The 23,681-nt window shown below is 71.6% G+C and carries 24 protein-coding genes and 1 tRNA gene; 15 read left to right on the forward strand and 10 right to left on the reverse strand.

Annotated features, from left to right (window positions below):
* Window positions 1-65: 65 nt before the first annotated feature.
* Both DEJ51_RS28460 and DEJ51_RS28465 read left to right on the forward strand, forming a co-directional pair.
* On the forward strand, window positions 66-428 hold the full coding sequence (locus DEJ51_RS28460) for an MmcQ/YjbR family DNA-binding protein (protein ID WP_150260435.1): 363 nt from the start codon (window positions 66-68) through the stop codon (window positions 426-428).
* Window positions 429-630: 202 nt separating this feature from the next.
* Window positions 631-704 (forward strand) — tRNA-Pro (locus DEJ51_RS28465).
* Window positions 705-816: 112 nt separating this feature from the next.
* Here DEJ51_RS28465 and DEJ51_RS28470 read toward each other — a convergent pair.
* The 3 genes from DEJ51_RS28470 to DEJ51_RS28480 are packed head-to-tail and all read right to left on the reverse strand — an operon-like array spanning window position 817 to window position 2,099.
* Window positions 817-1,314, reverse strand: coding sequence for a tyrosine-type recombinase/integrase (locus tag DEJ51_RS28470; RefSeq protein WP_150260436.1), 498 nt, complete (start codon window positions 1,312-1,314; stop codon window positions 817-819).
* 9 nt (window positions 1,315-1,323) lie between these two features.
* Entirely contained in the window at window positions 1,324-1,653 is a 330-nt protein-coding gene (locus tag DEJ51_RS28475; protein WP_150260437.1) for a PCC domain-containing protein, read from the reverse strand.
* Window positions 1,650-2,099 carry a hypothetical protein gene (locus DEJ51_RS28480; RefSeq protein ID WP_150260438.1) on the reverse strand — a complete coding sequence of 150 codons (450 nt, stop codon included), beginning with the start codon at window positions 2,097-2,099 and terminating at the stop codon, window positions 1,650-1,652. The genes DEJ51_RS28475 and DEJ51_RS28480 overlap by 4 nt, the downstream gene beginning before the upstream one ends.
* Before the next feature lie 282 nt (window positions 2,100-2,381).
* Here DEJ51_RS28480 and DEJ51_RS28485 point away from each other — a divergent pair, with 282 nt between their 5' ends.
* Window positions 2,382-2,588 carry a hypothetical protein gene (locus DEJ51_RS28485; protein ID WP_150260439.1) on the forward strand — a complete coding sequence of 69 codons (207 nt, stop codon included), beginning with the start codon at window positions 2,382-2,384 and terminating at the stop codon, window positions 2,586-2,588.
* A gap of 492 nt (window positions 2,589-3,080) precedes the next feature.
* On the opposite strand, the gene DEJ51_RS28490 is transcribed toward DEJ51_RS28485, so the two are convergent.
* Window positions 3,081-3,527 carry a hypothetical protein gene (locus DEJ51_RS28490; protein ID WP_150260440.1) on the reverse strand — a complete coding sequence of 149 codons (447 nt, stop codon included), beginning with the start codon at window positions 3,525-3,527 and terminating at the stop codon, window positions 3,081-3,083.
* Window positions 3,528-3,852: 325 nt separating this feature from the next.
* Between DEJ51_RS28490 and DEJ51_RS28495 the strand changes: the two genes are divergently transcribed.
* Window positions 3,853-5,451: a phospholipase D family protein gene (locus DEJ51_RS28495; protein WP_150260441.1), complete on the forward strand. Its 1,599-nt coding sequence runs from the start codon at window positions 3,853-3,855 to the stop codon at window positions 5,449-5,451.
* A gap of 143 nt (window positions 5,452-5,594) precedes the next feature.
* On the forward strand, window positions 5,595-7,040 hold the full coding sequence (locus tag DEJ51_RS28500; RefSeq protein WP_150260442.1) for a glyceraldehyde-3-phosphate dehydrogenase: 1,446 nt from the start codon (window positions 5,595-5,597) through the stop codon (window positions 7,038-7,040).
* Window positions 7,041-7,044: 4 nt separating this feature from the next.
* Here DEJ51_RS28500 and DEJ51_RS28505 read toward each other — a convergent pair whose 3' ends face one another.
* From DEJ51_RS28505 to DEJ51_RS28520, 4 genes are all read right to left on the reverse strand, one after another.
* Window positions 7,045-7,380: a hypothetical protein gene (locus DEJ51_RS28505; protein ID WP_411757358.1), complete on the reverse strand. Its 336-nt coding sequence runs from the start codon at window positions 7,378-7,380 to the stop codon at window positions 7,045-7,047.
* 64 nt (window positions 7,381-7,444) lie between these two features.
* A complete protein-coding gene (locus tag DEJ51_RS28510; RefSeq protein ID WP_150260443.1) occupies window positions 7,445-8,635 on the reverse strand; it encodes an MFS transporter in 1,191 nt (396 codons plus the stop codon).
* Between the two features lie 57 nt (window positions 8,636-8,692).
* The gene (locus tag DEJ51_RS28515) at window positions 8,693-9,697 is read right to left on the reverse strand and encodes an NUDIX hydrolase (RefSeq protein WP_150260444.1); all 1,005 of its coding nucleotides are present in this window, start codon (window positions 9,695-9,697) and stop codon (window positions 8,693-8,695) included.
* Window positions 9,698-9,776: 79 nt separating this feature from the next.
* The gene (locus DEJ51_RS28520; protein WP_150260445.1) at window positions 9,777-10,400 is read right to left on the reverse strand and encodes a LysE/ArgO family amino acid transporter; all 624 of its coding nucleotides are present in this window, start codon (window positions 10,398-10,400) and stop codon (window positions 9,777-9,779) included.
* 69 nt (window positions 10,401-10,469) lie between these two features.
* Here DEJ51_RS28520 and DEJ51_RS28525 point away from each other — a divergent pair, with 69 nt between their 5' ends.
* The 8 genes from DEJ51_RS28525 to DEJ51_RS28560 all read left to right on the forward strand — a co-directional run bounded on the left by DEJ51_RS28525 (window position 10,470) and on the right by DEJ51_RS28560 (window position 18,783).
* Window positions 10,470-11,447, forward strand: a complete 978-nt coding sequence (locus DEJ51_RS28525; RefSeq protein WP_150262203.1) for a LysR family transcriptional regulator ArgP — start codon at window positions 10,470-10,472, stop codon at window positions 11,445-11,447.
* A 10-nt stretch (window positions 11,448-11,457) separates the two neighbouring features.
* Window positions 11,458-11,850, forward strand: coding sequence for a molybdopterin-binding protein (locus tag DEJ51_RS28530; RefSeq protein ID WP_150260446.1), 393 nt, complete (start codon window positions 11,458-11,460; stop codon window positions 11,848-11,850).
* Window positions 11,851-11,954: 104 nt separating this feature from the next.
* The gene (gene corA / locus DEJ51_RS28535) at window positions 11,955-13,037 is read left to right on the forward strand and encodes a magnesium/cobalt transporter CorA (protein ID WP_150262204.1); all 1,083 of its coding nucleotides are present in this window, start codon (window positions 11,955-11,957) and stop codon (window positions 13,035-13,037) included.
* Between the two features lie 130 nt (window positions 13,038-13,167).
* Window positions 13,168-13,995: a chitosanase gene (locus DEJ51_RS28540; protein ID WP_150262205.1), complete on the forward strand. Its 828-nt coding sequence runs from the start codon at window positions 13,168-13,170 to the stop codon at window positions 13,993-13,995.
* 422 nt (window positions 13,996-14,417) lie between these two features.
* A complete protein-coding gene (locus DEJ51_RS28545) occupies window positions 14,418-14,771 on the forward strand; it encodes a DUF805 domain-containing protein (protein ID WP_150260447.1) in 354 nt (117 codons plus the stop codon).
* A 223-nt stretch (window positions 14,772-14,994) separates the two neighbouring features.
* Window positions 14,995-17,214: an NADP-dependent isocitrate dehydrogenase gene (locus DEJ51_RS28550; RefSeq protein WP_150260448.1), complete on the forward strand. Its 2,220-nt coding sequence runs from the start codon at window positions 14,995-14,997 to the stop codon at window positions 17,212-17,214.
* A gap of 206 nt (window positions 17,215-17,420) precedes the next feature.
* Window positions 17,421-17,954 carry a GNAT family N-acetyltransferase gene (locus DEJ51_RS28555; protein WP_150260449.1) on the forward strand — a complete coding sequence of 178 codons (534 nt, stop codon included), beginning with the start codon at window positions 17,421-17,423 and terminating at the stop codon, window positions 17,952-17,954.
* Between the two features lie 52 nt (window positions 17,955-18,006).
* Window positions 18,007-18,783 (forward strand): hypothetical protein, encoded by a 777-nt coding sequence (locus DEJ51_RS28560; RefSeq protein WP_150260450.1) that lies wholly within the window; start codon window positions 18,007-18,009, stop codon window positions 18,781-18,783.
* A gap of 102 nt (window positions 18,784-18,885) precedes the next feature.
* On the opposite strand, the gene DEJ51_RS28565 is transcribed toward DEJ51_RS28560, so the two are convergent.
* The gene (locus tag DEJ51_RS28565) at window positions 18,886-19,299 is read right to left on the reverse strand and encodes a hypothetical protein (RefSeq protein ID WP_150260451.1); all 414 of its coding nucleotides are present in this window, start codon (window positions 19,297-19,299) and stop codon (window positions 18,886-18,888) included.
* Window positions 19,300-19,768: 469 nt separating this feature from the next.
* On the opposite strand from DEJ51_RS28565, the gene DEJ51_RS28570 reads away from it, so the two are divergent.
* The gene (locus DEJ51_RS28570; protein WP_223835998.1) at window positions 19,769-21,436 is read left to right on the forward strand and encodes a glycoside hydrolase family 71 protein; all 1,668 of its coding nucleotides are present in this window, start codon (window positions 19,769-19,771) and stop codon (window positions 21,434-21,436) included.
* Window positions 21,437-21,721: 285 nt separating this feature from the next.
* Window positions 21,722-22,930 (forward strand): aminotransferase class V-fold PLP-dependent enzyme, encoded by a 1,209-nt coding sequence (locus DEJ51_RS28575; protein ID WP_223835999.1) that lies wholly within the window; start codon window positions 21,722-21,724, stop codon window positions 22,928-22,930.
* Here the strand turns inward: DEJ51_RS28575 and cobF are convergent.
* Window positions 22,917-23,669 (reverse strand): precorrin-6A synthase (deacetylating), encoded by a 753-nt coding sequence (gene cobF, locus DEJ51_RS28580; protein WP_150260452.1) that lies wholly within the window; start codon window positions 23,667-23,669, stop codon window positions 22,917-22,919. The genes DEJ51_RS28575 and cobF overlap by 14 nt on opposite strands.
* Between the last annotated feature and the right edge of the window lie 12 nt (window positions 23,670-23,681).

Raw genomic sequence — 23,681 nt, forward strand, 5'->3', positions numbered from 1 at the left:
GGCCGGTGGCGGGCGCTACGGTCACCGGAGAAGGGTTCACCGCTGCCTGGAGAGGAGTCCCTGGGATGGCCACCACCGCGCAGGACGTCCGCCTGATCGCGCTGTCGCTCCCGGACAGCACGGAGAAGCCCGCCTGGGGCATGCCGACCTTCCGGGTCGGCGGGAAGATCTTCGTCTCGCTGGCCGACGACGACACCACGATCGGGGTGAAGTGCCCGAAGGAGGAACGGGCCGAGCTGATCGAGGCGGAGCCGGACAAGTTCTTCCTGCGCGCCGGCCACGACGACAACTACGCCTGGATCCGGGTTCGCCTGGAGGCGCTGCGGGACGCGGACGAGCTGCGCTCGATCCTGATCGACTCCTGGCTCCAGGCGGCGCCCAAGCGCCTGGCCGCCGCTCACCCGGAGCTGACCGACCGCGCGGGCTGAGCGGGCGGGCCGGGCGGGCGAAACCGACGGACCCGACGGACCCGACGGATCCGTGCTCGGAGCGGTCGTGGCGCCGTGCCGGGCGCCGGTGGAAGGGGTCGGCGCGCGGCCCTCACCGGAAAAGGTGGGCGCGACCACCCCACGAAGTGCGGTATCGTTCTCCTGCGCGTTCAACCAGGGGAAACCCCAGGTCAGCGCGCATCGGGACGTGGCGCAGCTTGGTAGCGCACTTGACTGGGGGTCAAGGGGTCGCAGGTTCAAATCCTGTCGTCCCGACTAGGGAATCTTCCCGTAGTCGCAGATGAGGGCCTTGTTTCACTTCGGTGAGGCAAGGCCTTTGATCGTTTCTCTGGGCTGTCGTGTCAGAAATCGTCACAGACGCTGTCGATCACGCCGCACCGGCCAGCAGCTCGCCCAGCTTGTCCGAGCCCGCCTCGAGGCGGGGGTCAGGGTGAACATAAACCCGCTTGGTGAACGACAGGTCACTGTGACCGGCCCAGGCGGAGACGACGGTATCGGGTACGCCGTTGTTGGCCATCCACGAGAGACATGCATGGCGGGCGTCGTAGAGACGGACCCTGCGCACGCCGGCCTGGGCCATGAGCCGATGGACCTCCCGGCGGAGCCTGTCCGTCTTGAAGGGGCGCCCCAGCTCGTCGACAACGACGTAGCCGCTTGCCTCGTAGGCCTGCCGGGCCGCGAGTCGCTCCTGGGCCTGACGAGCACGCAGCGCGAGACTGTCGAGCGCCTGCCGAGCTCGTGCGATGGCTCGATGTGCAGCAGACAAGAAGGACCGCAGGCGGAGGTGCAGCGCGATGTCTTCGGCCTCTTCGAGATCAATGGCTATCTGGGGTGGGTTTCCAAGGCGGGCGCTGCGGCGGGCCAAGAGGCGCTGTCAGACGGGCAGCACGTAGACGCGGGCGAAGTGTGTGCCGACGTGAGCCTCGTGGAGGTGTCCGGTGACGCCTTGGTCACCTTCGATGCCCATGACGGCATGGATGTGGGCGAATCCGTTCTTGATCTCGCCGGTGCCGGTCATCTCGGCGGGCTGGTTGTAGGCGGTGATGATGTCGGCGAGGGCGTCACCCTTGGGCATCGTGGAGACGCTGAAGGAGTCCACGGCCCCGATCAAGGACACGATGGCCGCGTTCTCGACGCCAGCTTCGGCCGCCTGTCGGTTGACCGACTCCATGAGGTCCTCGTTCAGCACCTCGAACACGATCACGTCTGGCTCCATCCGATCAAGGAGGACAACTCCTGCAGCATGACGGATGAGCACCAACGGGCGCCAGCATCCCGGGGATTCAGCGCTTCAGCGGAGAAGCGCGAGGCGAGGAAGTGTGCCTGCTGGACGTAGGCGGACGGGGTGCGGACGACCCGGCCGGCACTCGTCCAGTCGAGCGCGCATACCCGCGAGGTCACTGCTGTCATGTACAGCGTGCGCACTTCCTCGTCGTGCTCCAGGACGCGGGCGACCTCGAAGGCCTGGTCCTGGCCGGGCTGCTTGGCCAGGATGCCGGCCGCGTTCACTCGTAGGATCGGCGCCTCGCCATCGTGCATCCACCGACGCAAGTTCATGGTGGACGCCTTGTCGGTCCACGACGCGATGACGATGTCCGTGCCGTGCGTGGTCTGTACCGCCATCAGCGGGCCCGGATCGCGCATGGCCACGCTAGAGACCAACTCACCCGCGAGTGTTCCGTGAGCGGCCACCAGAGTGCCGAGAGCGAGAAAGGATCGTCTCTTCACGTCACTGAGCCTAGCCTCGGCTTCGAGCTGGGCGAGGGGGATCGCGAACACTCTCGCGCGGCGGGAAAGCCATACGGACCGGGGATCACCTGCTCCCGCTCCCACCGCTTGACCATGTCCGCAGTGGGGGAACCATCGGCCCTACCTGCAGATTCGCCTAATTTGCGGGCGAGCCCGACCTGTGTTCACTGCTGTGCCTTCCGCATGTCGCGGATCGACGCGCCGATCGGCACGGGGGACATCATGCCCCCCTGGATGCCCCCGCGTGACCCCTGGGATGCCTTCGCCGTCAGCCCCGACGTGTCCGCGATGTACGGCCAGCCGTCCGCTGCCCTGATCACGAGGGCGAGGCAGGGGTGGCAGAAGATCGAGCCCCTCCGCGTCCGCACCGGCGAAGACGGCATCCAGTGATCAGGCGCCCGGACTGACTCTTCGAGGGAGCTCGCGTCCTCGACCCTGCCCAGGGCCGCGAAGGCATCGTCCGGTTCATCGGCGACTACGAGGACCCCCAGACCCGCCGTTTCACCCCCGAGGCCGTCTTCCTCCGGCCCGAGGACGGCGGGGTGGAGTGGATCGTGGCCAACCCCACCAAGCCCTGCGCCGGGTATCCGGGCCGGTGACCAACAGCTCCCACCCGAGCCGCGCGAAGCACGGCCGAGGTGGGGAACGATCCCGCGCCGAAGCGGTGCAGGCTGACCTTCAGCGAAAGGGGGGGATCTCCCATGTCCGACGAGACCCAGGTCAACAACCAGACGCGACGCCTGGACCAGGGGTCGCAGGTTCAAATCCTGTCGTCCCGACTCGTGAGAGTCGTGAGTCGAAGGGCCGCTTCGGAGCAATCCGAAGCGGCCCTTCGATCGTTCCCCGGCCTTCCCGGGTGTTCCGGCGGTGTTCCGGCCGAGGTCAGACGGTCGTGCCCGCATCGGCCTCGCGTTGCATGCCCGCACACAGCGCCCAGACCACGAACAGGTTGACGGCGATCAGGATCACGGCCCACCACGGGTAGTACGGCAGCCACAGGAAATTGGCGATCGCTCCGAGTCCGGCGATGGCCACGCCGAAGAAGCGCGCCCACAGGGCTCCGGTGAACACGGCGCAGCCGGCGAGGACGAGGGCGATGCCCACGATCAGGTGGACCCACCCCCAGCCCGTCACGCTGAACTCGAACACGTAGTGCCGGGTCACGACGAACAGGTCGTCCCTGGCGAGGGCCGCGATCCCCTCGAAGATCGCCATGGCACCCGCGAAGACCATCAGGGCGCCTGCCGTGATGGTCGTACCCGATACGGGCGCGTGCCAGGCGCCGGGCTGCGACGGACTGGTCCCGGGCCTGCTGGCGTCACTGGCCATGTCGGTCTCCTCGGTGGCAGAGCCGACCCGGCGCACCGGGATCGGCGGTCCCCCGATTCAGCGTGGCACGATCACCCTCCGTCGGCACTCCGGCCGCTGGAGGGAGCCGCTCCGGAGGGATCCGCTCCAGAGGGATCCGCTACGGCGGGAGCCGCTACGCCGGGATCCGGTACGGCGGGATCCGGTACGGCGGGATCCGGAACGGCCCTCGCTGCCCGGGCGCCCGCCAGGACGGGTCGGCGGCGGCCGCCCCGGCCCCGGGGGCCCCGGCGGGTTGATGCGGCTAGCCTGGAACCGCGGTGTCCCCGCGCGATCGGAGGTCGCCGTGGCACGCGCCGACTGGCTGCTGGCCCCCGCCGAGCGGGGCAACCCGGCGACGCGCCTGGACAGCCGCCGACCGGACGGCGCGGCCTGGGCCCGGGGCAACCGGGCACGGCCGCTGGTCCACGGCGCCACGTACTTCGCGGAGCTGCTGGCGGCCGTCCGCGCGATGGGCCCGGGCGACCTGCTCCTGTTCACCGACTGGCGCGGCGACCGCGAGGAGCGGCTCGACGGACCGGGCACCGAGATCGGCACCGTCCTGTGCCGGGCGGCCGAGCGCGGGGTCGTCGTCAAGGGCCTGCTGTGGCGCTCCCACCTGGACGGCATTCACTTCAGCCAAGAGGAGAACCTCCGCTTCGGCGAGGAACTCGCGGACGCCGGAGCGGAGTGCCTGCTGGACATGAGGGTCCGGCCGGGCGGCTCCCACCACCAGAAACTCGTGGTGCTCCGCCACCGAGGCCGCCCCGAGCTGGACGTCGCCTACGTCGGCGGCATCGACCTCTGTCGCAACCGCAACGACGACGCGACGCACGCCGGCGACCGCCAGTCGCTGGCCCTGGCCCCCGCCTACGGGCCGCACCCGCCGTGGCACGACCTCCAGCTCGCCCTGCGCGGCCCGGTCGTGGGCGATGTGGAGGCCGTCTTCCGCGAACGGTGGGAGGACCCGGCTCCGCTGAGCCGGAGCCCGCTCACCCGGCTGCGGGAGCGCATGCACCGCGAGGACGTCAGTGCGGACCCGCTGCCGCCGCAGACCCCCGACCCGGCGCGGTGCGGCACGCACACCGTCCAGCTGCTGCGGACCTACCCGAACCGGCTGCTGCGCGGCTACCCCTTCGCCCCGGACGGCGAGCGCAGCATCGCCCGGGGGTACACCAAGGCGCTGCGGCGGGCCCGGGTCCTGATCTACCTGGAGGACCAGTACCTGTGGTCGCCCCGGGTGGTGGACTGCTTCGCCCGGGCGTTGCGCGGGCATCCGGGGCTGCGCCTGATCGGGGTCGTCCCCACGGTCCCGGAGCAGACCGGTCCGCTCACCCTGCCGATGAACCTGATCGGGCGGATCAAGGCCCTGGACGAGCTGCGCAGGGCCGGCGGCGACCGGGTAGCGGTGTACGGACTGGAGAACCGGGCCGGAACCCCCGTCTACGTCCACGCCAAGGCCTGCGTGATCGACGACGTGTGGGCCTCCGTCGGCTCGGACAACATCAACCTCCGCTCCTGGACCCATGATTCCGAGCTCAGCTGCGTCGTCTACGACGAGCGCACCGACCCGCGGAGCCCGGCCGACCCGGGCGGTCTCGGCGACGGGGCGCGGGTCTTCGCCCGGGAGCTGCGCCTGGAACTCATGACCGAGCACACCGGTGCCGGGGAGGCGGACGCACTGTGCGACCCTGTGTCCGCTTTCGATCTCTTCGCGGAGAGCGCCGCCGCGCTCGACGCCTGGTACGAGGGCGGCCGGCACGGTCCGCGGCCCCCGGGCCGGCTGCGCCGGTACGTCCCGCAGGAGCTCGGGACGGCGCGGCGGATGCTCGCCACCCCGCTGCACCGGGTGCTGGTGGACCCCGACGGCCGGCCGATCGGGATGAGGTTCCGCCGGAGGTTCTGAGACACCTTCTGGCGGCAAACCATTGCTAAAACGTACAAATTGATGTCACATAGTGCCCGTTCCCGGCACGGTGGGTACTGCCTAAGTGACCAAAACGGCGGCGGGTTAGCATATGAGCACCGCCTAGCTCGAAAGATAATCCTGTGACTGTCAATGAGGACTCGTTCACCAGCTGGAAGAACCGCGAGGAGATCGCGGAGTCGATGATCCCGATCATCGGGAAGCTGCACCGGGAGCGGGACGTCACGATCCTGCTCCACAGCCGCTCCCTGGTGAACAAGTCGGTGGTCAGCATCCTCAAGACCCACCGATTCGCCCGCCAGATCGCCGGTGAGGAGCTCTCGGTCACCGAGACGCTGCCGTTCCTGCAGGTTCTGACCACGCTCGATCTCGGCCCGTCCCAGATCGACATCGGCATGCTCGCCGCTGAGTACAAGAGCGACGACCGCGGCCTCTCGGTCGCCGAGTTCACCGCCGACGCCGTCGCCGGCGCCACCGGCCCGAACAAGATCGAGCGCGGCGACGGCCGCGACGTCGTCCTGTACGGCTTCGGCCGCATCGGCCGCCTCGTCGCCCGCCTGCTGATCGAGAAGGCCGGCTCCGGCAACGGCCTGCGCCTGCGCGCCATCGTCGTCCGCCAGGGCGGCGACCAGGACATCGTCAAGCGCGCCTCGCTGCTGCGCCGCGACTCGATCCACGGCCAGTTCCAGGGCACGATCACCGTCGACGAGGCGAACAGCACGATCATCGCCAACGGCAACGCCATCAAGGTGATCTACGCGAACGACCCGTCCGAGGTGGACTACACCGAGCACGGCATCAAGGACGCCATCCTCATCGACAACACGGGCAAGTGGCGCGACCGCGAGGGCCTCTCCAAGCACCTGCGCCCCGGCATCGACAAGGTCGTGCTGACCGCCCCGGGCAAGGGCGACGTCCCGAACATCGTCCACGGCGTCAACCACGACACCATCAAGCCGGACGAGCAGATCCTGTCCTGCGCCTCCTGCACCACCAACGCGATCGTCCCGCCGCTCAAGGCCATGGACGACGAATACGGTGTCCTGCGCGGTCACGTGGAGACCGTCCACTCGTTCACGAACGACCAGAACCTGCTGGACAACTACCACAAGGCCGACCGTCGTGGCCGCTCCGCGCCGCTGAACATGGTCATCACCGAGACCGGCGCCGCCTCCGCGGTCGCCAAGGCGCTGCCGGACCTCAAGGCGCCGATCACCGGCAGCTCGATCCGCGTCCCCGTCCCGGACGTCTCGATCGCGATCCTCAGCCTGCGCCTGGGCCGTGAGACCACCCGCGAAGAGGTCCTCGACTACCTCCGCGACGTCTCGCTGCACTCGCCGCTCAAGCGCCAGATCGACTTCACCACGGCTCCCGACGCGGTCTCCATGGACTTCGTCGGTTCGCGCCACTCCTCGATCGTCGACGCGGGCGCCACCAAGGTGGACGGCGACAACGCCATCCTCTACCTCTGGTACGACAACGAGTTCGGCTACTCCTGCCAGGTCATCCGTGTGGTCCAGCACGTGTCCGGCGTCGAGTACCCGACCTACCCGGTCCCGGCGGTCTGATCCGTCAGAACGCTCGCCGTCCGGCCGGCTGCTCCGACAGGCGGGGTGACGGTGGGAGGGCGACCGGTGCCGACGCGCACCGGTCGCCCGGCCCGCCGTCCCCCGCCTGTCGTGCGTCCCGCCCCCGACCACGCGGCGCCACCGGACGGCGGGCCAGCGCGATCCCGGCCAGCACGGCCACGAGCACGCACACACCCGGCCAGCCGGCCCCGCCGTAGATCCGCACGCCCAGCCAGGACCCGCCACTGCCGCCCAGGTACGCGCAGGTCATGTAGGCGGTGTTGAGCCGGCTGCGGGCATCGGGGCGCAGGGCGTACATCCGGGCCTGGTTGGCGAGCATGCCGGACTGCATCGAGACGTCGAGCAGCAGCCAGCCGGCCGCCAGCGCGGCCGCAGCCCGTGCCTCAGGCGTGGGCCCGTGCGGGTCGGCGGAGCAGGTAGCCGGCCGCGGCCACGACCAGTACGGCCATGCAGGCGATGAACACCAGCCCGGCACCCTCCAGACCGATCGGGCCCACCAGCAGCCCCACTCCGATCACCGGCAGCGAGATGCCCGTGTACGCCACCACGAACAGCATCGAGATCACCGCCGCGCGCCGGTCCGGAGGTGAGGCCGCGGCCACCGCGGACAGCGCCCCGCGGAACGCGAGGCCCTGTCCGGCGCCGCCGGCGACGGCGCTCGCCACCACCAGCGCCAGCAGGTCCCACCACAGCGCGCCCGCGAGCAGCGCCAGCCCGGCGAGCAGCCCCGCGCAGCCCAGCGGCAGCGACCGGGCCACCCCGACCCGGCCGACCGCCAGTTGCCCGGCGGTCGAGGCGAAGAACGCCAGTGCGACGATCAGCCCGCTCACCGCGTGGTTGTGCACGTCCAGGGACTCGGCGAGGAAGGCCGGACTCACCGAGGTGAACACCCCGAACAGTGCGAAGCCCGCGAAGGAGGCGATCGCCGCGGGCACGAACACCGACCGCACCCGGGCGGGCAGGGCGGGCCGCTGCGGCCGTACGGTACGCAGCGGCCGCCGGTCGCGTACGGTCTCGGGGAGCCGGGCCAGGACGACGGCCGAGCCGGCCACCAGCGCGAGGTGCACGGCGAACGGCAGGTACAGCGGCCAGGCGGCGTACTGCGCGAGCACTCCGGCGAGCAGCGGGCCGCAGCCCAGCCCGCCCATGTTGGCGGCCGTCGCCACGAAGGTGGCCCGTGCGGCGCCGCCGCTCGGCGCCAGTTCCATCACGTAGGCGGTGGCGGCCCCGGTGAACAGCCCGGCGGACAGCCCCGACAGCAGCCGGCCCGCGTACAGCCAGCCCATGCCGGTGGCGCACAGGAAACAGACGGCACTGGCCGCCGAGAAGGCCAGGCCGGCCAGCAGGACCGGCCGTCGGCCGACGGTGTCCGAGGCGTTGCCCGCCAGCAGGAGTACGCCGATCACCCCGAAGGCGTACACGGCGTACACGACGGTCACCACCAGCTCGGAGAACCCGAACTTCTCCTGGTAGAGCCCGTAGAGGGGGGTGGGCAGCGTGGTGCCCGCCATGCACACGGCGAACACCGCCCCGCCGAGCAAGCACTGGCGCCACCGTCGGCGATCACCGTCCATGGCGCCGACGGTAACCCGGCCGCCGCGGCCCGGCGCGGCGGCGGCCGGGCCCGCCGGTCAGGGGCGGCCCGCGTGGAGTTCCAGCGGGCCGGTGCCCGCGGCCCGGGCGGCCAGGCACGCGGTGATCTGGCGCCGCAGGGCGGGTTTGACCAGGCCGGGGAGTTCCGCGGACGTGACGGTGCGCCACTGGAGCAGTTCGGTCCGGTCCAGCCGGATCCGGGCGAGGGTGGGGGCGTCGAGGACACCGCCGTCGTAGAGGAACCGGATGCGGGCCGGACGGCCGGGCTTGTGGGCCCAGTTCACGGCGAGCAGCCGGCCCGGGGCGAGGTCCAGGCCCAGCTCCTCGTGGACCTCCCGCCGGGCGGCGGCGCGCGGGATCTCGCCGAGGTCGCTGTCGATGCCGCCGCCGGGCAGGTTCCAGCGGTCGGACCTGCCGTACGCGGGCTGCACCAGCAGGATCCGCCCGTCGGGGCCGGTGAACAGCACGCTCGCCGCTGTCACGGCCTTGGGGCGGCTGGCCCGGTGGCTGGCCGGGTCCAGGGTGCCCGAGTGCTCCAGGGCCACGCGCCGGGCCGGGTCCAGCCCGGCCGGGGAGCCCGCCTGGGGGACCCCGTCGACGAGGTGCGCGAACGAGCCGGTGTGCAGGGCGGCCAGCGCGGCCCGCAGCCGGGACGCGGTGCGGGCGGGCAGCAGCGCACAGGCCGCCTCCGGTGGGAGCCAGCGCGCCTCGGTCGTCGTCGCGGCGGTGAGCGAGACCGCTTCGGCCTCCGGTGGCGGGAGCGGGCCGACGAGGTGCAGGTGCACGATCACCGAGCGGTCGGGCGCGCCGACCGGGTCCGGCGGCCGGGAGTCCACGGCCAGCAGCCGTCCGGCCGGGCGGTCGAGGCGCAGTCCGTCCCGCAGCGCGCGGGCCAGCCCCTCCTCCGGGGTCTCGGTGTGCCGCACCGCGCCGCCCGGAAGCTCCGGGTCCGTCCGGCCCGGGGTTGCCAGTACGAGGACCCGGCCGTGCGTGTCCAGCACGACCCCGGTGGCGGCCATGAGCGGGGAGGGACGGTCGGGCACGGCGGGCTCCTGGGGTTCGGGTCGGCGGCACCAGCACTATGCCCCGGCCGCGGCGGCCGCCCGGCGCCGACATGCGGGCTCAGGCGCGGGCCAGCAGGAGGCCGCCCATGGTGACCATGGTTGCCGCGACGAGCCCGTCCAGGACCCGCCAGGCGGCCGGGCGGGCGAGCAGTCCGCTCAGCAGCCGGGCTCCGTAGCCCAGAGCGGCGAACCAGGTCAGGCTGGCGAGGGCGGCCCCGATGGCGAAGGCCCAGCGCAGGTCGCCGCGGTCGGCGGCGAGCGATCCGAGGAGCAGCACGGTGTCCAGGTAGACGTGCGGGTTGAGCCAGGTCATGGCGAGGGCGGTCAGCACGGCCCGGCGGGCGGACCCGCTCGTCGCCCCGTCGGTGGTGAGGGCGGCGCCGGGGTCGGGGCGCAGCACCCGGCGGGCGGCGAGGACTCCGTAGCAGACCAGGAACCCGCCACCGGCGAGCCCGACGACCGTCAGGGCGGCCGGCCAGGCGGTGACGAAGGCGCCGACGCCGGCGACGCCGAGGGTGATCAGGAGCGCGTCGGAGACGGCGCAGATGGCGACCACGGCGAGAACCGCGTGCCGGCGCGCGCCCTGGCGGAGGACGAAGGCGTTCTGCGCGCCGATGGCGACGATGAGGGAGAGTCCGCTGCCGAAACCGGCCAGGGCCGCGGTGACGATGCCGTAGTTCATGACCCCGACGGTAGGTAGCTCGATCTGTTCAGTACAGCTAAAGATTTTTACGTACCATTAGCGCTCGTGATGGACGAACTTCCGCTGGACCAGGTACGCACGCTGCTCGCCGTGGTGGACGAGGGCACCTTCGACGCGGCCGCGGCCGCCCTGCACGTGACCCCCTCCGCGGTCAGCCAGCGGGTCAAGGCACTGGAGCAGCGGACCGGGCGGGTGCTGCTGATGCGGACGAAGCCGGTGCGGGCGACCGAATCCGGGGAGGTGGTGGTCCGCTTCGCCCGGCAACTGGCCCGCCTGGAGCGCGACGCGCGCGCCGAGCTGGGGATGGCGGACGGGAGGGGCCCGGTGAGGCTGCCGATCGCGGTCAACGCGGACTCGCTCGCCACCTGGTTCCTGCCCGCGCTCGCGCGGGTGCCGCAGGATCCGCCGGTCTGCATCGAGCTCCACCGCGAGGACGAGTCCCACACGACCGCGTTGCTGCGGGAGGGGCAGGTGATGGCGGCGGTGACCTCCTCGCCCGACCCGGTGGCCGGCTGCAGCGTACGGATGCTGGGCCTGGCCCGCTACTTGCCGGTGGCGAGTCCCGCGTTCGCGGCCCGGTACCTCACCGGGGAGCCGGAGCGGGACCTGCGCGAGGCGCCGACGATCGTGTTCGACCGCAAGGACGACCTCCAGGACGCCTTCGTACGGGCGCTGACCGGGGACCCGGGGGCCGGGGCGGGGCCGGTACGGCACTACGTACCGACGTCGGAAGGGTTCCGTGACGCGGTGGTCGCGGGGCTGGGGTGGGGACTGGTACCGGAGCAGCAGTCGAGACCGCTGCTGCGGGCGGGGCAGTTGGTGCCGCTGGAGCCGCTGAGGCCGATGGACGTGCCCCTGTACTGGCAGCAGTGGAAGCTCGACTCGCCCGCACTGTCGACGGTCGCGGAGGTGATCGCATCGGCGGCGCGGGAGTCGCTGCGGCCCTCGGGCCCCACCCGGCCCGGCCCGGCGCGCGGCCCGGCGCGCTCCGGCCCGATCCGGCATGATCCACAACACACCCCCTAAGCTGCGGACCATGGAGTCCTACACGATCGGCCAGGCGGCCCGGCTGCTCGGCGTCAGCGTCGACACGGCCCGGCGCTGGGCGGATGCCGAACGGTTCCCCACCCACCGCGAGGGCACCCGGCGGATGGTGGACGGGCCCGACCTGGCCGCCTTCTGCGTCGAGGCCGCACAAGAGGGCGCCGACGGCGAGGAGGCCCCGTACACCTCGGCCCGCAACGCCTTCCCCGGCATCGTCACCGGGGTGAAGCTGGGCACCGTCGACGCTCAGGTGGAGATCCAGGCGGGGCCGCACCGGATCGTGTCGCTGCTGACCCGGGAGGCGGTGGAGGAGCTCGGGCTGGAGGTGGGGTCGCGGGCCACGGCACGGGTGAAGTCGACGAGCGTGTTCATCGACCGGGTCTGACGCGGGCGACGGAGTTCCCCCCTCGGCGGTGAGCCCGGAGGCAGGCCTTCCGGCGGCGATGGCAGACTGGCCGCTGATCCGCCGAAGGGGAGTACGTCTTGTCCATGTTCAGCAACCTGCGCCGGGTCGTGCGGCGCAGCTACCGACGGGCCGTCGACCTCAGCCACCCGGCACGCTCCCCGCTCGGCAGCGCGGTGGTCAACTGCATCGTCTACCGCGACGGCGTACGGCAGGACGACTGCGCCGAGGTGGAGGAGGCGCTGCGCCGGGTCCGCAAGACGGGCGACGGCTTCGTCTGGATCGGTCTGCACGAGCCGGCGAGGTCGGAGCTGGCCGGGCTGGCCGAGCTGTTCGGCCTGCACCCCCTCGCCGTCGAGGACGCCGTGAACGCGCACCAGCGTCCCAAGGTGGAGCGCTACGACGACACGCTGTTCTCCGTCTTCAAGACCGTGCGCTACGTGGAGCACGAGGAGCTGACCGCGACCAGCGAGGTGGTGGAGACCGGTGAGCTGATGGCCTTCACGGGTCAGGACTTCATCATCACCATCCGGCACGGCGGCCGCGGCACACTGGGTCCGGTCCGCGAGGAGCTGGAGTCGGCTCCGGAGCAACTGGCCAACGGTCCCGCGGCCGTTCTGCACGCCATGGCCGACCACGTGGTCGACGACTACGTGGCCGTGACGGACGCGGTGCAGAGCGACATCGACGCCGTGGAGACCGCGGTGTTCAGCGAGGACGGCGGCCGCGGCGACGCCGGGCGGATCTACCAGCTCAAGCGTGAACTCCTGGAACTCCGGCGGGCGGTGGCCCCGCTCGGCCGCCCGCTCCAGCAGCTGGCGACGCAGCCGATACCGGTCATCCCGCCGGAGACGCGCGCGTACTTCCGCAACGTGGCCGACCATCTCACCCGGGCCACGGAGCAGATCGGCGCCTACGACAACCTCCTCGACTCCATCCTGCAGGCCCACTTGGCGCAGGTGACCGTCGCCCAGAACGAGGACATGCGCAAGATCACGGCGTGGGCGGCCATCGTCGCCGTCCCGACCATGGTCTGCGGCGTGTACGGCATGAACTTCGACCACATGCCCGAACTGCACTGGACCTACGGCTACCCGCTGGTCCTCGCCGTCATGGGGCTCGCCTGCTTCGTCATCCACCGGGGCTTCAGGCGCAACGGCTGGCTCTGACCGGACGCGGCCATTCCTTAGGGCGCGCCCGGGTATTGAGCTGCCGTCAGAGCTGGTAGTAAAGTTTCCTAACGAAACTGGGACGCCTCAACTACCAGATGGAGGCCTTGTGTTCACCCCCCGCCGCAAGATGCTGGCGATCGGTGCACTGCTCGGCAGTGCGCTGATCGCCGTCCCCGTCGCCGCCCATGCCACCACGGCTCCCGCCACCGCGACTTCCGCCCCCACAGCGGAGGCCGTGGCGGCGGCCGCAGGACTCGACGATCCGGTGAAGAAGGAGATCGCCATGAAGATCGTCTCCAGCGCGGAGAACTCCTCGCTGGACTGGAAGGCTCAGTACAAGTACATCGAGGACATAGACGACGGCCGCGGTTACACGGCCGGCATCATCGGGTTCTGTTCCGGGACCGGCGATATGCTCGACCTCGTCGAGTACTACACGCAGATCAAGCCGGGCAACGTCCTCGCCAAGTACCTCCCCGCCCTGCGCAGGGTCGACGGCAGCGACTCGCACGCCGGCCTCGATCCCAACTTCACCAAGGACTGGGTGAAGGCGGCCCAGGACGCCGACTTCAGGAAGGCCCAGGACCACGAGCGCGACAGGGTCTACTTCAACCCGTCCGTGAACCAGGGCAAGGCCGACGGGGTCGGCGTGCTGGGCCAGTTCATCTACTACGACGCCATCGTCATGCACGGCGACGGGGGCGACTCCACCAGCTTCCGCAACATTCGGGGGCGCGCCCTGTCCAAGGCCAAGCCCCCGTCCCAGGGCGGCAGCGAGACCGCCTACCTGAACGCCTTCCTCGACGCCCGGGTCTGGGCGATGAAGCAGGAGGAGGCGCACAGCGACACCAGCCGGGTCGACACCGCACAGCGGGTCTTCCTGAAGAAGGGCAACCTGAACCTCAACACGCCGCTCGACTGGAAGGTCTACGGGGACTCCTTCCACATCGGCTGACGGTCCGCGCCGCCGCGGCCCGGAGGTGGAATCCTCCTTTCACCCCGGTTCGCGGCGGCCCAGGCTGCAGTGAGGTAACGATCGGTGAGTGGATCGAGCCAGGTTTCCGGGGGCGGGCGTGTGAACACGTCGGACATCAAGGGCTTTTCGCCGCCCTGGGCCAGCCCTGAAACCCCGAACGAAACCTCCTCCCCTCCCGAACCCGGCCCATTTCGTCACGCCTTGTGGTCAAAGGCGATCCGTGGGTCTCCATTTGCCTCAAGTGACGCCAGATACCACCGCGTTTGGCTTGAGAAGCGAAGGAAAGTTCCCATTTCGACGGGTTGTGAACTGGCTTGACCGCGACGTAAAGGGGGCATAAGTTCTGCCCCGGCTTGCTCCAGCAGGACGGGCCGAACACACCGTCCTCTGGGGGGACCCTCATGAACCACTACCTTGACGTCCTGAAGAAGTACGCCGTCTTCTCCGGCCGCGCGCGCCGCCAGGAGTACTGGATGTTCACCCTCTTCCAGGTGCTCGCCGTGATCGTCGTCGCGGTCCTGGACATGGTCATCGGCGCCAGCATGATCCTCGTCGCGCTGTACGTCCTCGGCACCATCGTTCCGACCCTGGCCCTCACCGTCCGTCGTCTGCACGACCTCGGCAAGTCCGGCGCCTGGTACTTCATCATGTTCGTCCCGTTCATCGGTGGCATCTGGATGCTCGTCCTGACCGCCACCGCCGGTCAGCCGCAGCCGAACCAGTACGGCCCGGACCCGAAGGCCTACTCCGCCTGAGCTGCGGTAACGGCCTGATCAAGGCCTGAACGCCCGAGCGTCGCCCCCGGCCGGAATCGGCCGGGGGCGACGCTCTCGCCTTTTCCCGGGCCCGCCGGGGCCCGAGTGACACGCGTCTCCCGGACTGGCGGCAGGGGGCTGTCCAGAGCGGCCCGATCACGAGATATCTTGATGTCGAGCAATGTTGCAGACGAGAGACGCAGACTGTGGAGCGGAGCATCCGGTGACTGACTCGACCATCATCTACACGCACACTGACGAGGCCCCGGCCCTCGCGACGTATTCCTTCCTGCCTGTGATCCAGGCGTACGCGTCGACGGCCGGTGTGAATGTCGAGACCCGTGACATCTCCCTGGCCGGTCGGATCATCGCCGTCTTCCCGGAGTACCTCCAGGAGAGCCAGCGGATCGCCGACGCCCTCGCCGAGCTCGGCGAACTGGCGAAGACCCCGGAAGCCAACATCATCAAGCTTCCGAACATCTCGGCCTCGATCCCGCAGCTCAAGGCCGCGGTCGCCGAGCTCCAGGGCCAGGGCTACGCCCTCCCGGACTACCCGGACGACCCGAAGACCGACGAGGAGCGCGACATCCGCGCCCGCTACGACAAGGTCAAGGGCAGCGCCGTCAACCCGGTCCTGCGCGAGGGCAACTCCGACCGCCGTGCCCCCGCCTCGGTCAAGAACTACGCCAAGACGCACCCGCACCGCATGGGCGCCTGGACCACCGAGTCGAAGACGAACGTCGCCACCATGGGCGAGAACGACTTCCGCTCCACGGAGAAGTCCACCGTCATCGCCGAGGCCGGCACCCTGCGCATCGAGCACGTCGCCGCCGACGGCGCCGTCACCGTGCTGCGCGAGTCCGTACCGGTCCTCGCCGGTGAGGTCGTGGACGCGTCCGTCCTGCACGTCGACGCGCTGCGCACCTTCCTGAACGACCAGATCGAGCGTGCCAAGGCCGAGAACGTGCTGTTCTCCGTGCACCTCAAGGCCACCATGATGAAGGTCTCCGACCCGATCATCTTCGGCCACGTGGTCCGTGCGTTCCTCCCGAAGACCTTCGCCCGCTACGGCGAGACCCTGGCCGCCGCCGGCCTGTCGCCCAACGACGGCCTCGGCGCCATCCTGAACGGCCTGGGCGCGCTGACCGACGGCGACGCGATCAAGGCCTCGATCGACGCCGAGATCGCCGAGGGCCCGGCCCTCGCGATGGTCGACTCCGACAAGGGCATCACCAACCTGCACGTGCCGTCCGACGTCATCGTCGACGCCTCGATGCCGGCCATGATCCGCACCTCCGGCCACATGTGGGGCCCGGACGGCGCCGAGGCCGACACCCTCGCCGTCCTCCCGGACAGCAGCTACGCCGGCGTCTACCAGGTCGTCGTCGACGACTGCCGCACCCACGGCGCCTTCGACCCGTCCACCATGGGCTCGGTCCCGAACGTCGGCCTCATGGCGCAGAAGGCCGAGGAGTACGGCAGCCACGACAAGACCTTCGAGATCGCCGCCGCGGGCACCGTCCGCCTGGTCGACGCCGCGGGCAACACGGTCCTGGAGCAGGAGGTCGCCGCCGGTGACATCTTCCGCGCCTGCCAGACCAAGGACCTGCCGATCCAGGACTGGGTCAAGCTCGCCGTCACCCGCGCCCGTGCCACCGGCGTCCCGGCCGTCTTCTGGCTCGACGAGAGCCGCGCCCACGACGCGCAGCTGATCGCCAAGGTCAAGACGTACCTCGCCGACCACGACACCGAGGGCCTGACCGTCAAGATCCTCTCCCCGGTCGAGGCCACCGCCTTCTCCCTGGAGCGCATCCGCCGCGGCGAGGACACCATCTCGGTGACCGGCAACGTGCTGCGTGACTACCTGACCGACCTCTTCCCCATCCTTGAGCTGGGCACCAGCGCCAAGATGCTGTCGGTCGTCCCGCTGATGAACGGCGGCGGCCTCTTCGAGACGGGCGCCGGCGGCTCCGCCCCGAAGCACGTCCAGCAGCTGGTCAAGGAGAACTACCTGCGCTGGGACAGCCTGGGCGAGTTCTTCGCCCTGGCCGCCAGCTTCGAGCACCTCGCCACCACCACCGGCAACGCCCGCGCCCAGGTGCTGGCCGACACCCTGGACCGCGCGACCGGCACCTTCCTCAACGAGGACAAGTCGCCGAGCCGCAAGCTGGGTGGCATCGACAACCGCGGCAGCCACTTCTACCTCGCCCTGTACTGGGCGCAGGAGCTGTCCCGGCAGATCGACGACCCGAAGCTGGCCGCGGCCTTCGAGCCGCTCGCCAAGACCCTCGCCGAGCGCGAGGAGGCCATCGTCGGCGAGCTCATCGCGGTGCAGGGCTCCCCGGCCGACATCGGCGGCTACTTCCAGCCCGACGCCACGAAGGCCGCGGCGATCATGCGCCCGTCCGCGACCCTCAACCAGGCGCTCGCCCTCCTGGGCTGATGCCGACAGCCGTACCCACGCGTCCCTGACGACGTGATCCGCCCCGCCCCGGCCGGCCCCGCGCCCGGCCGGGGCGGAGCCGTGTGCGGGGTGCTGTGTTCGGGGCGGTGCGTTCGAGGCGGTGTGTTCGGGGCGGTGTCCGGTCCGGCCCGCGGCGCGCCGAAATGTGATTGCGGCCCGTACCCGGCGGCGACTAGTAAGGGCCGGTGATCAGCGGACACCTGGCCGGCCTGCGCGCCCGCCTCCCCGAGGACGTACCCGTTCTGCACGCCGAGCTGTACGACGACGTGGTGACGCGCTCCCGGGCCGACTCCCGGCCCTGGAGCCCCCGGTCGGCCACCGGTGGCCACTCCCCGTACGAGGTGGGTGCGCCCACCGAGGACGCGGCCGTCTTCACCGTGGTCGAACTGGCCTCCGGGGAGACCGCCGGAGAGGCCCTGCTCTGGGGCATCGACACCCACAACCGCTGCGCCCACCTCGGCATCTCCCTTCGGCCGGGCCTGCGCGGGCGGGGGCTGGGCCGGGAGGTCGTCCAACTGCTGTGCCGCTACGGATTCACCGTGCGCGGGCTCGGCCGCCTCCAGCTGGAGACCCTCGCCGACAACGCGGCGATGATCAGCGCCGCGCGGGCCTCCGGCTTCGTGCAGGAAGGCCTGCTGCGCCGCTCGGCATGGGTGTACGGAGCCTTCGAGGACGAGGTCGTCATGGGAATCCTGGCCGAGGAGTGGGCCCTGCGCTAGCGTTCGGAGTCGGCGCGCCGGGGGGCTGCGCCGCAGTCGCTCTGGGGGTCCTGTGGCACGCCGTTCCGACACGTCCTGCGCCGGTACCGGCTGCCTGGGGCTGCTGCTCCTGCTGTTCGTCCTGCCCACCGTCGGCTATCTGCTGGCCGTGCCGTGGGCACTGCCCGACCTGCTGTCCGAGCAGTCGCCGCCGCAACAGCTGCACGGCTTCGGCCCGTACCTGATCGTCCACGCGATCCCGGCTGCCGTGGCCCTGCTGCTGGCCCTGTTCGCGTCGCGCCGCCGGACCGGCGGCTGGTGGCTGGTCCCGGCCCGGGCGGCGGTGCTGCTCGCCCTCGTCGCCGCGGCGCTGTGGTGGACGGAGAGCAAGGTCGGGGAGTACCCCGTGTGGAACGTCCGGGCCACGGCGGAGAGCATGGCCGCGGGACTGGTGGCGCTCGCCTTCGTCGTGGCGGTCCGGCGGTGGGACGCCTCCCGCGGCGGCCCGCGCCTCGCCGGCGCCGCCCACCGGCCCGCGCCGGGTGAGATCTGGCTGGCCATGGTGCCGCTGCGCGAGGACCCGGCGCGGCAGCTGCGGCACTACTGCGTGGTGCTGGCCGTCCATCCCGGCCACGCGGAGGTCGCGCAGATCACCACCAAGGACAAGGACGGGCGCGCCGACCACATCCGGATCCCCAACGACGGCTGGGACAAGGCATCCGGGCGCGCCCACTGGGTGGAGTTCGGCCGGACACCGCGGCTCGTCGACTACGGGATGTTCCTGCGGTCCCGGCCGCAAGGGCGCTGCCCGGCCCCGGTGTGGCGCCAGCTCAGCCGGCAGGTGGGCTGACCCCGGCGTCGGGGCCCGATGCGGCGGGCGGACCGGAGCCTGCGGACGGGAGCCGGTGGATCAGAGCCGGTGGACCGGAGTCCGCGGACCGGAGCCGGTGTATCAGAGCCGGTGGATCCGCTCCTGCTCGAAGGCCAGCGGGGACCGCCCGGCCGCCAGGATCCGCAGCCCCGGTGCCACCACCAGCAGGTTCCGCAGCCAGGCCAGGGCATCCGGGCCGAGCTGCTCCGCGCCGTCCAGGACGAGCAGCATGTCCTGCTCGGCCAGCCACGAGGCGGCGTTCGCCGTCCCGCAGGCCGGTGCGGGCATCCCGGGCACCCGGCCCAGCTGGGCCGTGAGCTCGCGGACCCCGTAGCCGCCGTGCAGCGGGTCCATGGCGACCACGGCCACCCCGTCGTAGAAGTTGGACGCGATCCGCCGCGCGATCTCCCGCACCAGCAGGCTCCGCGGCTCGCGGAAGGCTCCCGCCACGGTCAGGACGCGCCCCCGCCGGACGGCGGTGAGCAGCCGGGACATCTCGACGGATGTCGCCGGCAGCGTTCCGGTTAAGCCGTTTTCCCTCATCGACCCGGCTTCCCCCATGGCCCCGGATTCCCTCATCGGCACGATGCCCCCACTGCATGCGTGACCAGGTGCGGCAAGAGGGTTTTTTCGAGCCGCGTGACGACGATTATGCGCCACTTGCGCCGTAAGGCTAGGGGAATGTCGCATTCCGAAGAATGCGTTCGCTGCGCCCCAGGTGGGGACTTCGTACGGGCCGCCGGACGGCCTGCGTAGTTCCCGTGGTCCGTGTGACGTACGTACCCGAACTCCGGCTCCTGGGAACGGTTGTCCGGGAGCCGGGATTGGGCTCTACTGCTGTGCAGCCCCTACGAGGGGCATATTCGCGGGAGGGAACAGAATGACAGCGGACCGGGGAACGGACCGGCGAGCACGGCACCGTGCGGGCCGGCGGGCACAGCGTGCGGGCCGGGCGGCCGGACCCGTGTCTCACCGGCGCCGGCCCGCCTTCCGGGGCCGCAGGCCGCTGCTCGCCACGCTGCTCTCCGCCTTCTTCCTGGTCGGCGTCTGCGCGGCCACCTCAATCGCCTGGGACCCGTACGACGCGGGTTCCGTCCAGGGGGCCGCGGCCCCCGGCGGCGACCTCCCGGCGGCCACCGCCCCCGGCGCCTCTCCCGGCGCGCCCGGCGAGGCCACCGCGGCACCCGCCCCGCCCCCGGCGCCCACCGAGGGCGCGGCCGCCAAGGGCAACCCCGAGGGCGCGGTGGACTCCGGGGCCGAACGCCCCACCGGAGCCCTGCCCTTCGACATGCCCGCACCGGCCGCCCTGCGCTCGGGCGGAGCGGGCAAGAAGCTGGTGTTCGCCCACTACTTCACCCCCTACCCGCTCTCCCTCGACAACGCGGCCGCCGACCGCGACTACTACACCCGCAACTACCTGAACCCCGACGGCGAGAGCGGGAAGCACGGACGCTACGGCGGCCTGCTGCGCGACCGGCCGCTGCCCGTGACCCCCAAGAGCGGCGACTGGGAGTACGCCAACCTCCAGCAGGAGGTGCGCACGGCCCGCGCGGCGGGCATCGACGGCTTCACGCTCGACCTGCTCTCCCTCTCCGGCAAGAACTGGGACCGCAGCAACCTGCTGATGGCGGCCGCCCGTTCGGTGGACCCGGCCTTCAAGATCATGCTGATGCCGGACATGACCTCCCTGAAGACCGACGACCCCGCCGTGCTCGCCGAGGCGATCGCCACGCTCGCCGACGCCTCCGCCGCGCACCGCCTCCCCGACGGCCGCCTCGTGGTCTCCCCGTTCAAGGCGGAGGAGAAGAGCGTCGCCTGGTGGACCGAGGTCATCGCCCTCCTGAAGTCCCGGCACGGCATCCGCACCGCCTTCGTCCCGCTCTTCCTCGACTTCGGCGCCCACAGCGCCGAGTTCGCCCCGATCAGCCACGGCTTCTCCGAGTGGGGCAGCCGCAGCTACGTCGGCCAGGAGAGCTCCACGCGCGACGTGCAGCGGGCCCACGACATGGACAAGATCTGGATGCAGCCGGTGTCGGTCCAGGACGCGCGCCCCAACCAGGGCATCTACGACGAGGCCGGCAACACCGCGACCCTGCGGGCCACCTGGACGCGCGCCATCGAGGACGGCGCCGACTGGGTGCAGCTCACCACCTGGAACGACTACTCGGAGGGCAGCCAGTTCGCGCCCTCCCTGCACAACGGCCACGCCTACCTGGACCTGACCTCGTACTACCTGACCAGGTTCAAGACGGGCAGCTGGCCGAAGATCGTCCGGGACACCCTCTACCTCTCCGCGCGCACGCAGTTCGCGGACGCCGACCCGACGGGCGACCAGTCGCTGGTGATGTCGCTCCGCAAGGGGAGCGCCCCGGCCCGGGACAAGGTGGAGGTGCTCAGCTTCCTCACCACGGCCGGAGCCGTCAGGACGACCGTCGGCACGGTGGGCGCGAGCCACGAGGCTCCCGCCGGGATCCACTCGCAGCTCCTCCCGCTGAAGCCGGGCACCAGCTCGGCGCAGGTCGTCCGCGACGGCAAGGCCGGGGTCAGGGTCGACCTGCCGTACCGGGTGGACCACAAGGTGGAGGTGCAGGACCTCCAGTACTACGCCGCGACCAGCGGCCGGGAGCCGTAGACCTGGGCTGGGCTGCTCGGGCCGGCCTGGTTCGACCCGGCCCGACCCGGGCCGGCGCCTGGTTCGGCCCGGTCCGGTCGGGCGAAGCCGCGGAACTCCACCCGGGTGGCCGAACGGCTGCCCGTCGGCCGGTGCGGTCCGCCGCGCCCGGCGACGCGGGGTGCCGCCCCCGCCCGGTCGGCGCGCCGCACCGCCGCCGCGCCGGTCCTCGGGCGGCGGTCTACCGGAGCGCGCGGCGCCGGGAGATGATCCGCAGGACAGCCGCCCCGCATCTCCGGAGGAGCAGTGACCGAGCCGATACGTCCCACCGGGCCCGCCCACGAGGGCCCGGGCGGACCAGCCCGCGCGTTCCCCGCGGGGCCCGCCCACACGTTCCCCGGCGGGCCCGCCCTGTTCCACCTGGACCCCCGCGTCGCCCACCTGAACCACGGCTCCTTCGGTGCGGTGCCCATCCCCGTCCAGGAGGCCCAGGCCGCCCTGCGCGCCGAGCTCCACGCCGACCCGGACGCCTTCTTCATCGCCGTCCCGGAGCGCCTCGCCGAGGCCCGTACCCGGATCGCCTCCCACCTCGGCGCCGACCCCGACGGGATCGCCTTCATCGCCAACGCCACCGAGGGCGCCAACCTCGCCCTGGACGCCGTCCCGCTCGCCGACGGCGACGAGATCCTGGTCACCGACCACGGCTACGGCACCGTCGTCGCGGCCGCCGCCCGCCGCGCCCCGGTCACCACCGTGGCCCTGGATCCCCACCTGCCCGACGAGGACGCCGTACGCGAGACCGTGCTGGCCGCGCTGACCCCCCGTACGCGGGTGGCCGTACTCGACCACGTGAGTTCGCCCACCGCCCGGACCATCGCCTCCCCCCGGCTCCTCGCGGAGCTGCGCGAGCGCGGGGTCACCACCGTCGTCGACGGCGCCCACGCCGTGGGCATGCTCGCCGACCCCCTCGCCGGCGGCGCCGACTTCTGGTTCGGCAACCTCCACAAATGGGGTTACGCGCCCTCCGGCAGTGCCGTCCTGGCCGTCGCCCCGCAGCACCGCCACCGGATCCGGGCCCTCGTGCCGTCCTGGGAGGACCAGCACGGCTTCCCGCGGTCCGTCGAGAACCGCGCCACCGCCGACTACACCGGCTGGCTCGCCGCCCCCGAGGGGCTGGACCTGCTGGAACGCCTCGACGCGGCCAAGGTCCGGGCCCACAACAGCGCACTGGCCGCCCACGGAGCGGCCCTGCTCGCCGAGCTCCCCGGGCTCACCCCGCTCCCGCACGGCGAGGCCCTCGCCATGCGCACCCTGCGCCTGCCCGCCGGACTCGCCGACACCCCGGACCGGGCCCGCGAGCTGCGCGAGCTGATCGCGGCCGAGCAGGGCATCCGGGTGCTGATCTGGCCCTGGCCGGGCGGCGGCGGCATCCGCGTCTGCGGACAGATCTACAACCGCCCCGAGGAGTACGAACGCCTCGCCGCCGTCCTCCCGTCGTACCTCAGCCGCGCCTGAGCAGGTACGTGTCCATGATCCAGCCCTTGCGGGCGCGGGCCTCGGTGCGCAGTTCCTCGATCCGCCCGGCGACCTCCGCCAGCTTGCCCTGCACCAGGATCTCGTCCGGGCTGCCCACGTAGGCCCCCCAGTAGATGTAGAGGTCCTGGTCCAGATGGGCGGTGAAGGCGTGCCGCGCGTCCAGCATCACCACCACGTCGTCCACGTCGTCCGGCCAGCCCTCGGCCAGCCGGCGGCCGGTGGTGATCTGGACCGGGCGCCCGACCCGGTTCAGGTTGGTCCGGTGCCGTGCCAGCAGCGCCGAGATGCTGCTGATGCCGGGCACCACCTCGTGCTCGAAGCTCACCCGCCCGCGCTCCAGCACCTCGTCGAGGATCGCGAGCGTGGAGTCGTAGAGGGAGGGATCGCCCCAGACCAGGAAGGCGCCGGTCTCGCCGTCGGCCAGATCCTCCGCGACGAAGCGCTCGAAGAGCTCCGCCCGCGCACTGCGCCAGCCGTCCACCGTCGGCGTGTAGTCGGCGGGGGTCCGGTCCCGGTCCGGGTCGCGGCCCTCCACCAGCCGGTGGCCGGGACGGGCGTGCGCGTCCAGCATCGCGCGCCGCAACCCGGTCAGATCCGCCTTCTCCTCGCCCTTCTCCAGGATGAGGAATGCGTCCGCCGCGCCGATCGCCCTGACCGCCTGGAGGGTCAGATGGTCCGGGTCGCCCGCGCCTATGCCGATCACTGAGAACTTCTTCACGGGGCTATTGTG

This window comes from Streptomyces venezuelae, from assembly GCF_008642275.1.
Classification (GTDB): Bacteria; Actinomycetota; Actinomycetes; order Streptomycetales; family Streptomycetaceae; genus Streptomyces; species Streptomyces venezuelae_E.

What these genes read in the sequence shown, in the direction of transcription:
- DEJ51_RS28510 (WP_150260443.1), bottom strand. Translation starts at nt 8,635, where the DNA reads ATGGACGGTGATCGCCGACGGTGGCGCCAGTGCTTGCTCGGCGGGGCG.
- DEJ51_RS28490 (WP_150260440.1), bottom strand. Translation starts at nt 3,527, where the DNA reads ATGGCCAGTGACGCCAGCAGGCCCGGGACCAGTCCGTCGCAGCCCGGC.
- DEJ51_RS28485 (WP_150260439.1), top strand. Translation starts at nt 2,382, where the DNA reads ATGTCGCGGATCGACGCGCCGATCGGCACGGGGGACATCATGCCCCCC.
- DEJ51_RS28505 (WP_411757358.1), bottom strand. Translation starts at nt 7,380, where the DNA reads ATGCTCGCCAACCAGGCCCGGATGTACGCCCTGCGCCCCGATGCCCGC.
- DEJ51_RS28525 (WP_150262203.1), top strand. Translation starts at nt 10,470, where the DNA reads ATGGACGAACTTCCGCTGGACCAGGTACGCACGCTGCTCGCCGTGGTG.
- corA (WP_150262204.1), top strand. Translation starts at nt 11,955, where the DNA reads ATGTTCAGCAACCTGCGCCGGGTCGTGCGGCGCAGCTACCGACGGGCC.
- DEJ51_RS28545 (WP_150260447.1), top strand. Translation starts at nt 14,418, where the DNA reads ATGAACCACTACCTTGACGTCCTGAAGAAGTACGCCGTCTTCTCCGGC.
- DEJ51_RS28520 (WP_150260445.1), bottom strand. Translation starts at nt 10,400, where the DNA reads ATGAACTACGGCATCGTCACCGCGGCCCTGGCCGGTTTCGGCAGCGGA.
- DEJ51_RS28460 (WP_150260435.1), top strand. Translation starts at nt 66, where the DNA reads ATGGCCACCACCGCGCAGGACGTCCGCCTGATCGCGCTGTCGCTCCCG.
- DEJ51_RS28565 (WP_150260451.1), bottom strand. Translation starts at nt 19,299, where the DNA reads ATGTCCCGGCTGCTCACCGCCGTCCGGCGGGGGCGCGTCCTGACCGTG.
- DEJ51_RS28540 (WP_150262205.1), top strand. Translation starts at nt 13,168, where the DNA reads ATGCTGGCGATCGGTGCACTGCTCGGCAGTGCGCTGATCGCCGTCCCC.
- DEJ51_RS28530 (WP_150260446.1), top strand. Translation starts at nt 11,458, where the DNA reads ATGGAGTCCTACACGATCGGCCAGGCGGCCCGGCTGCTCGGCGTCAGC.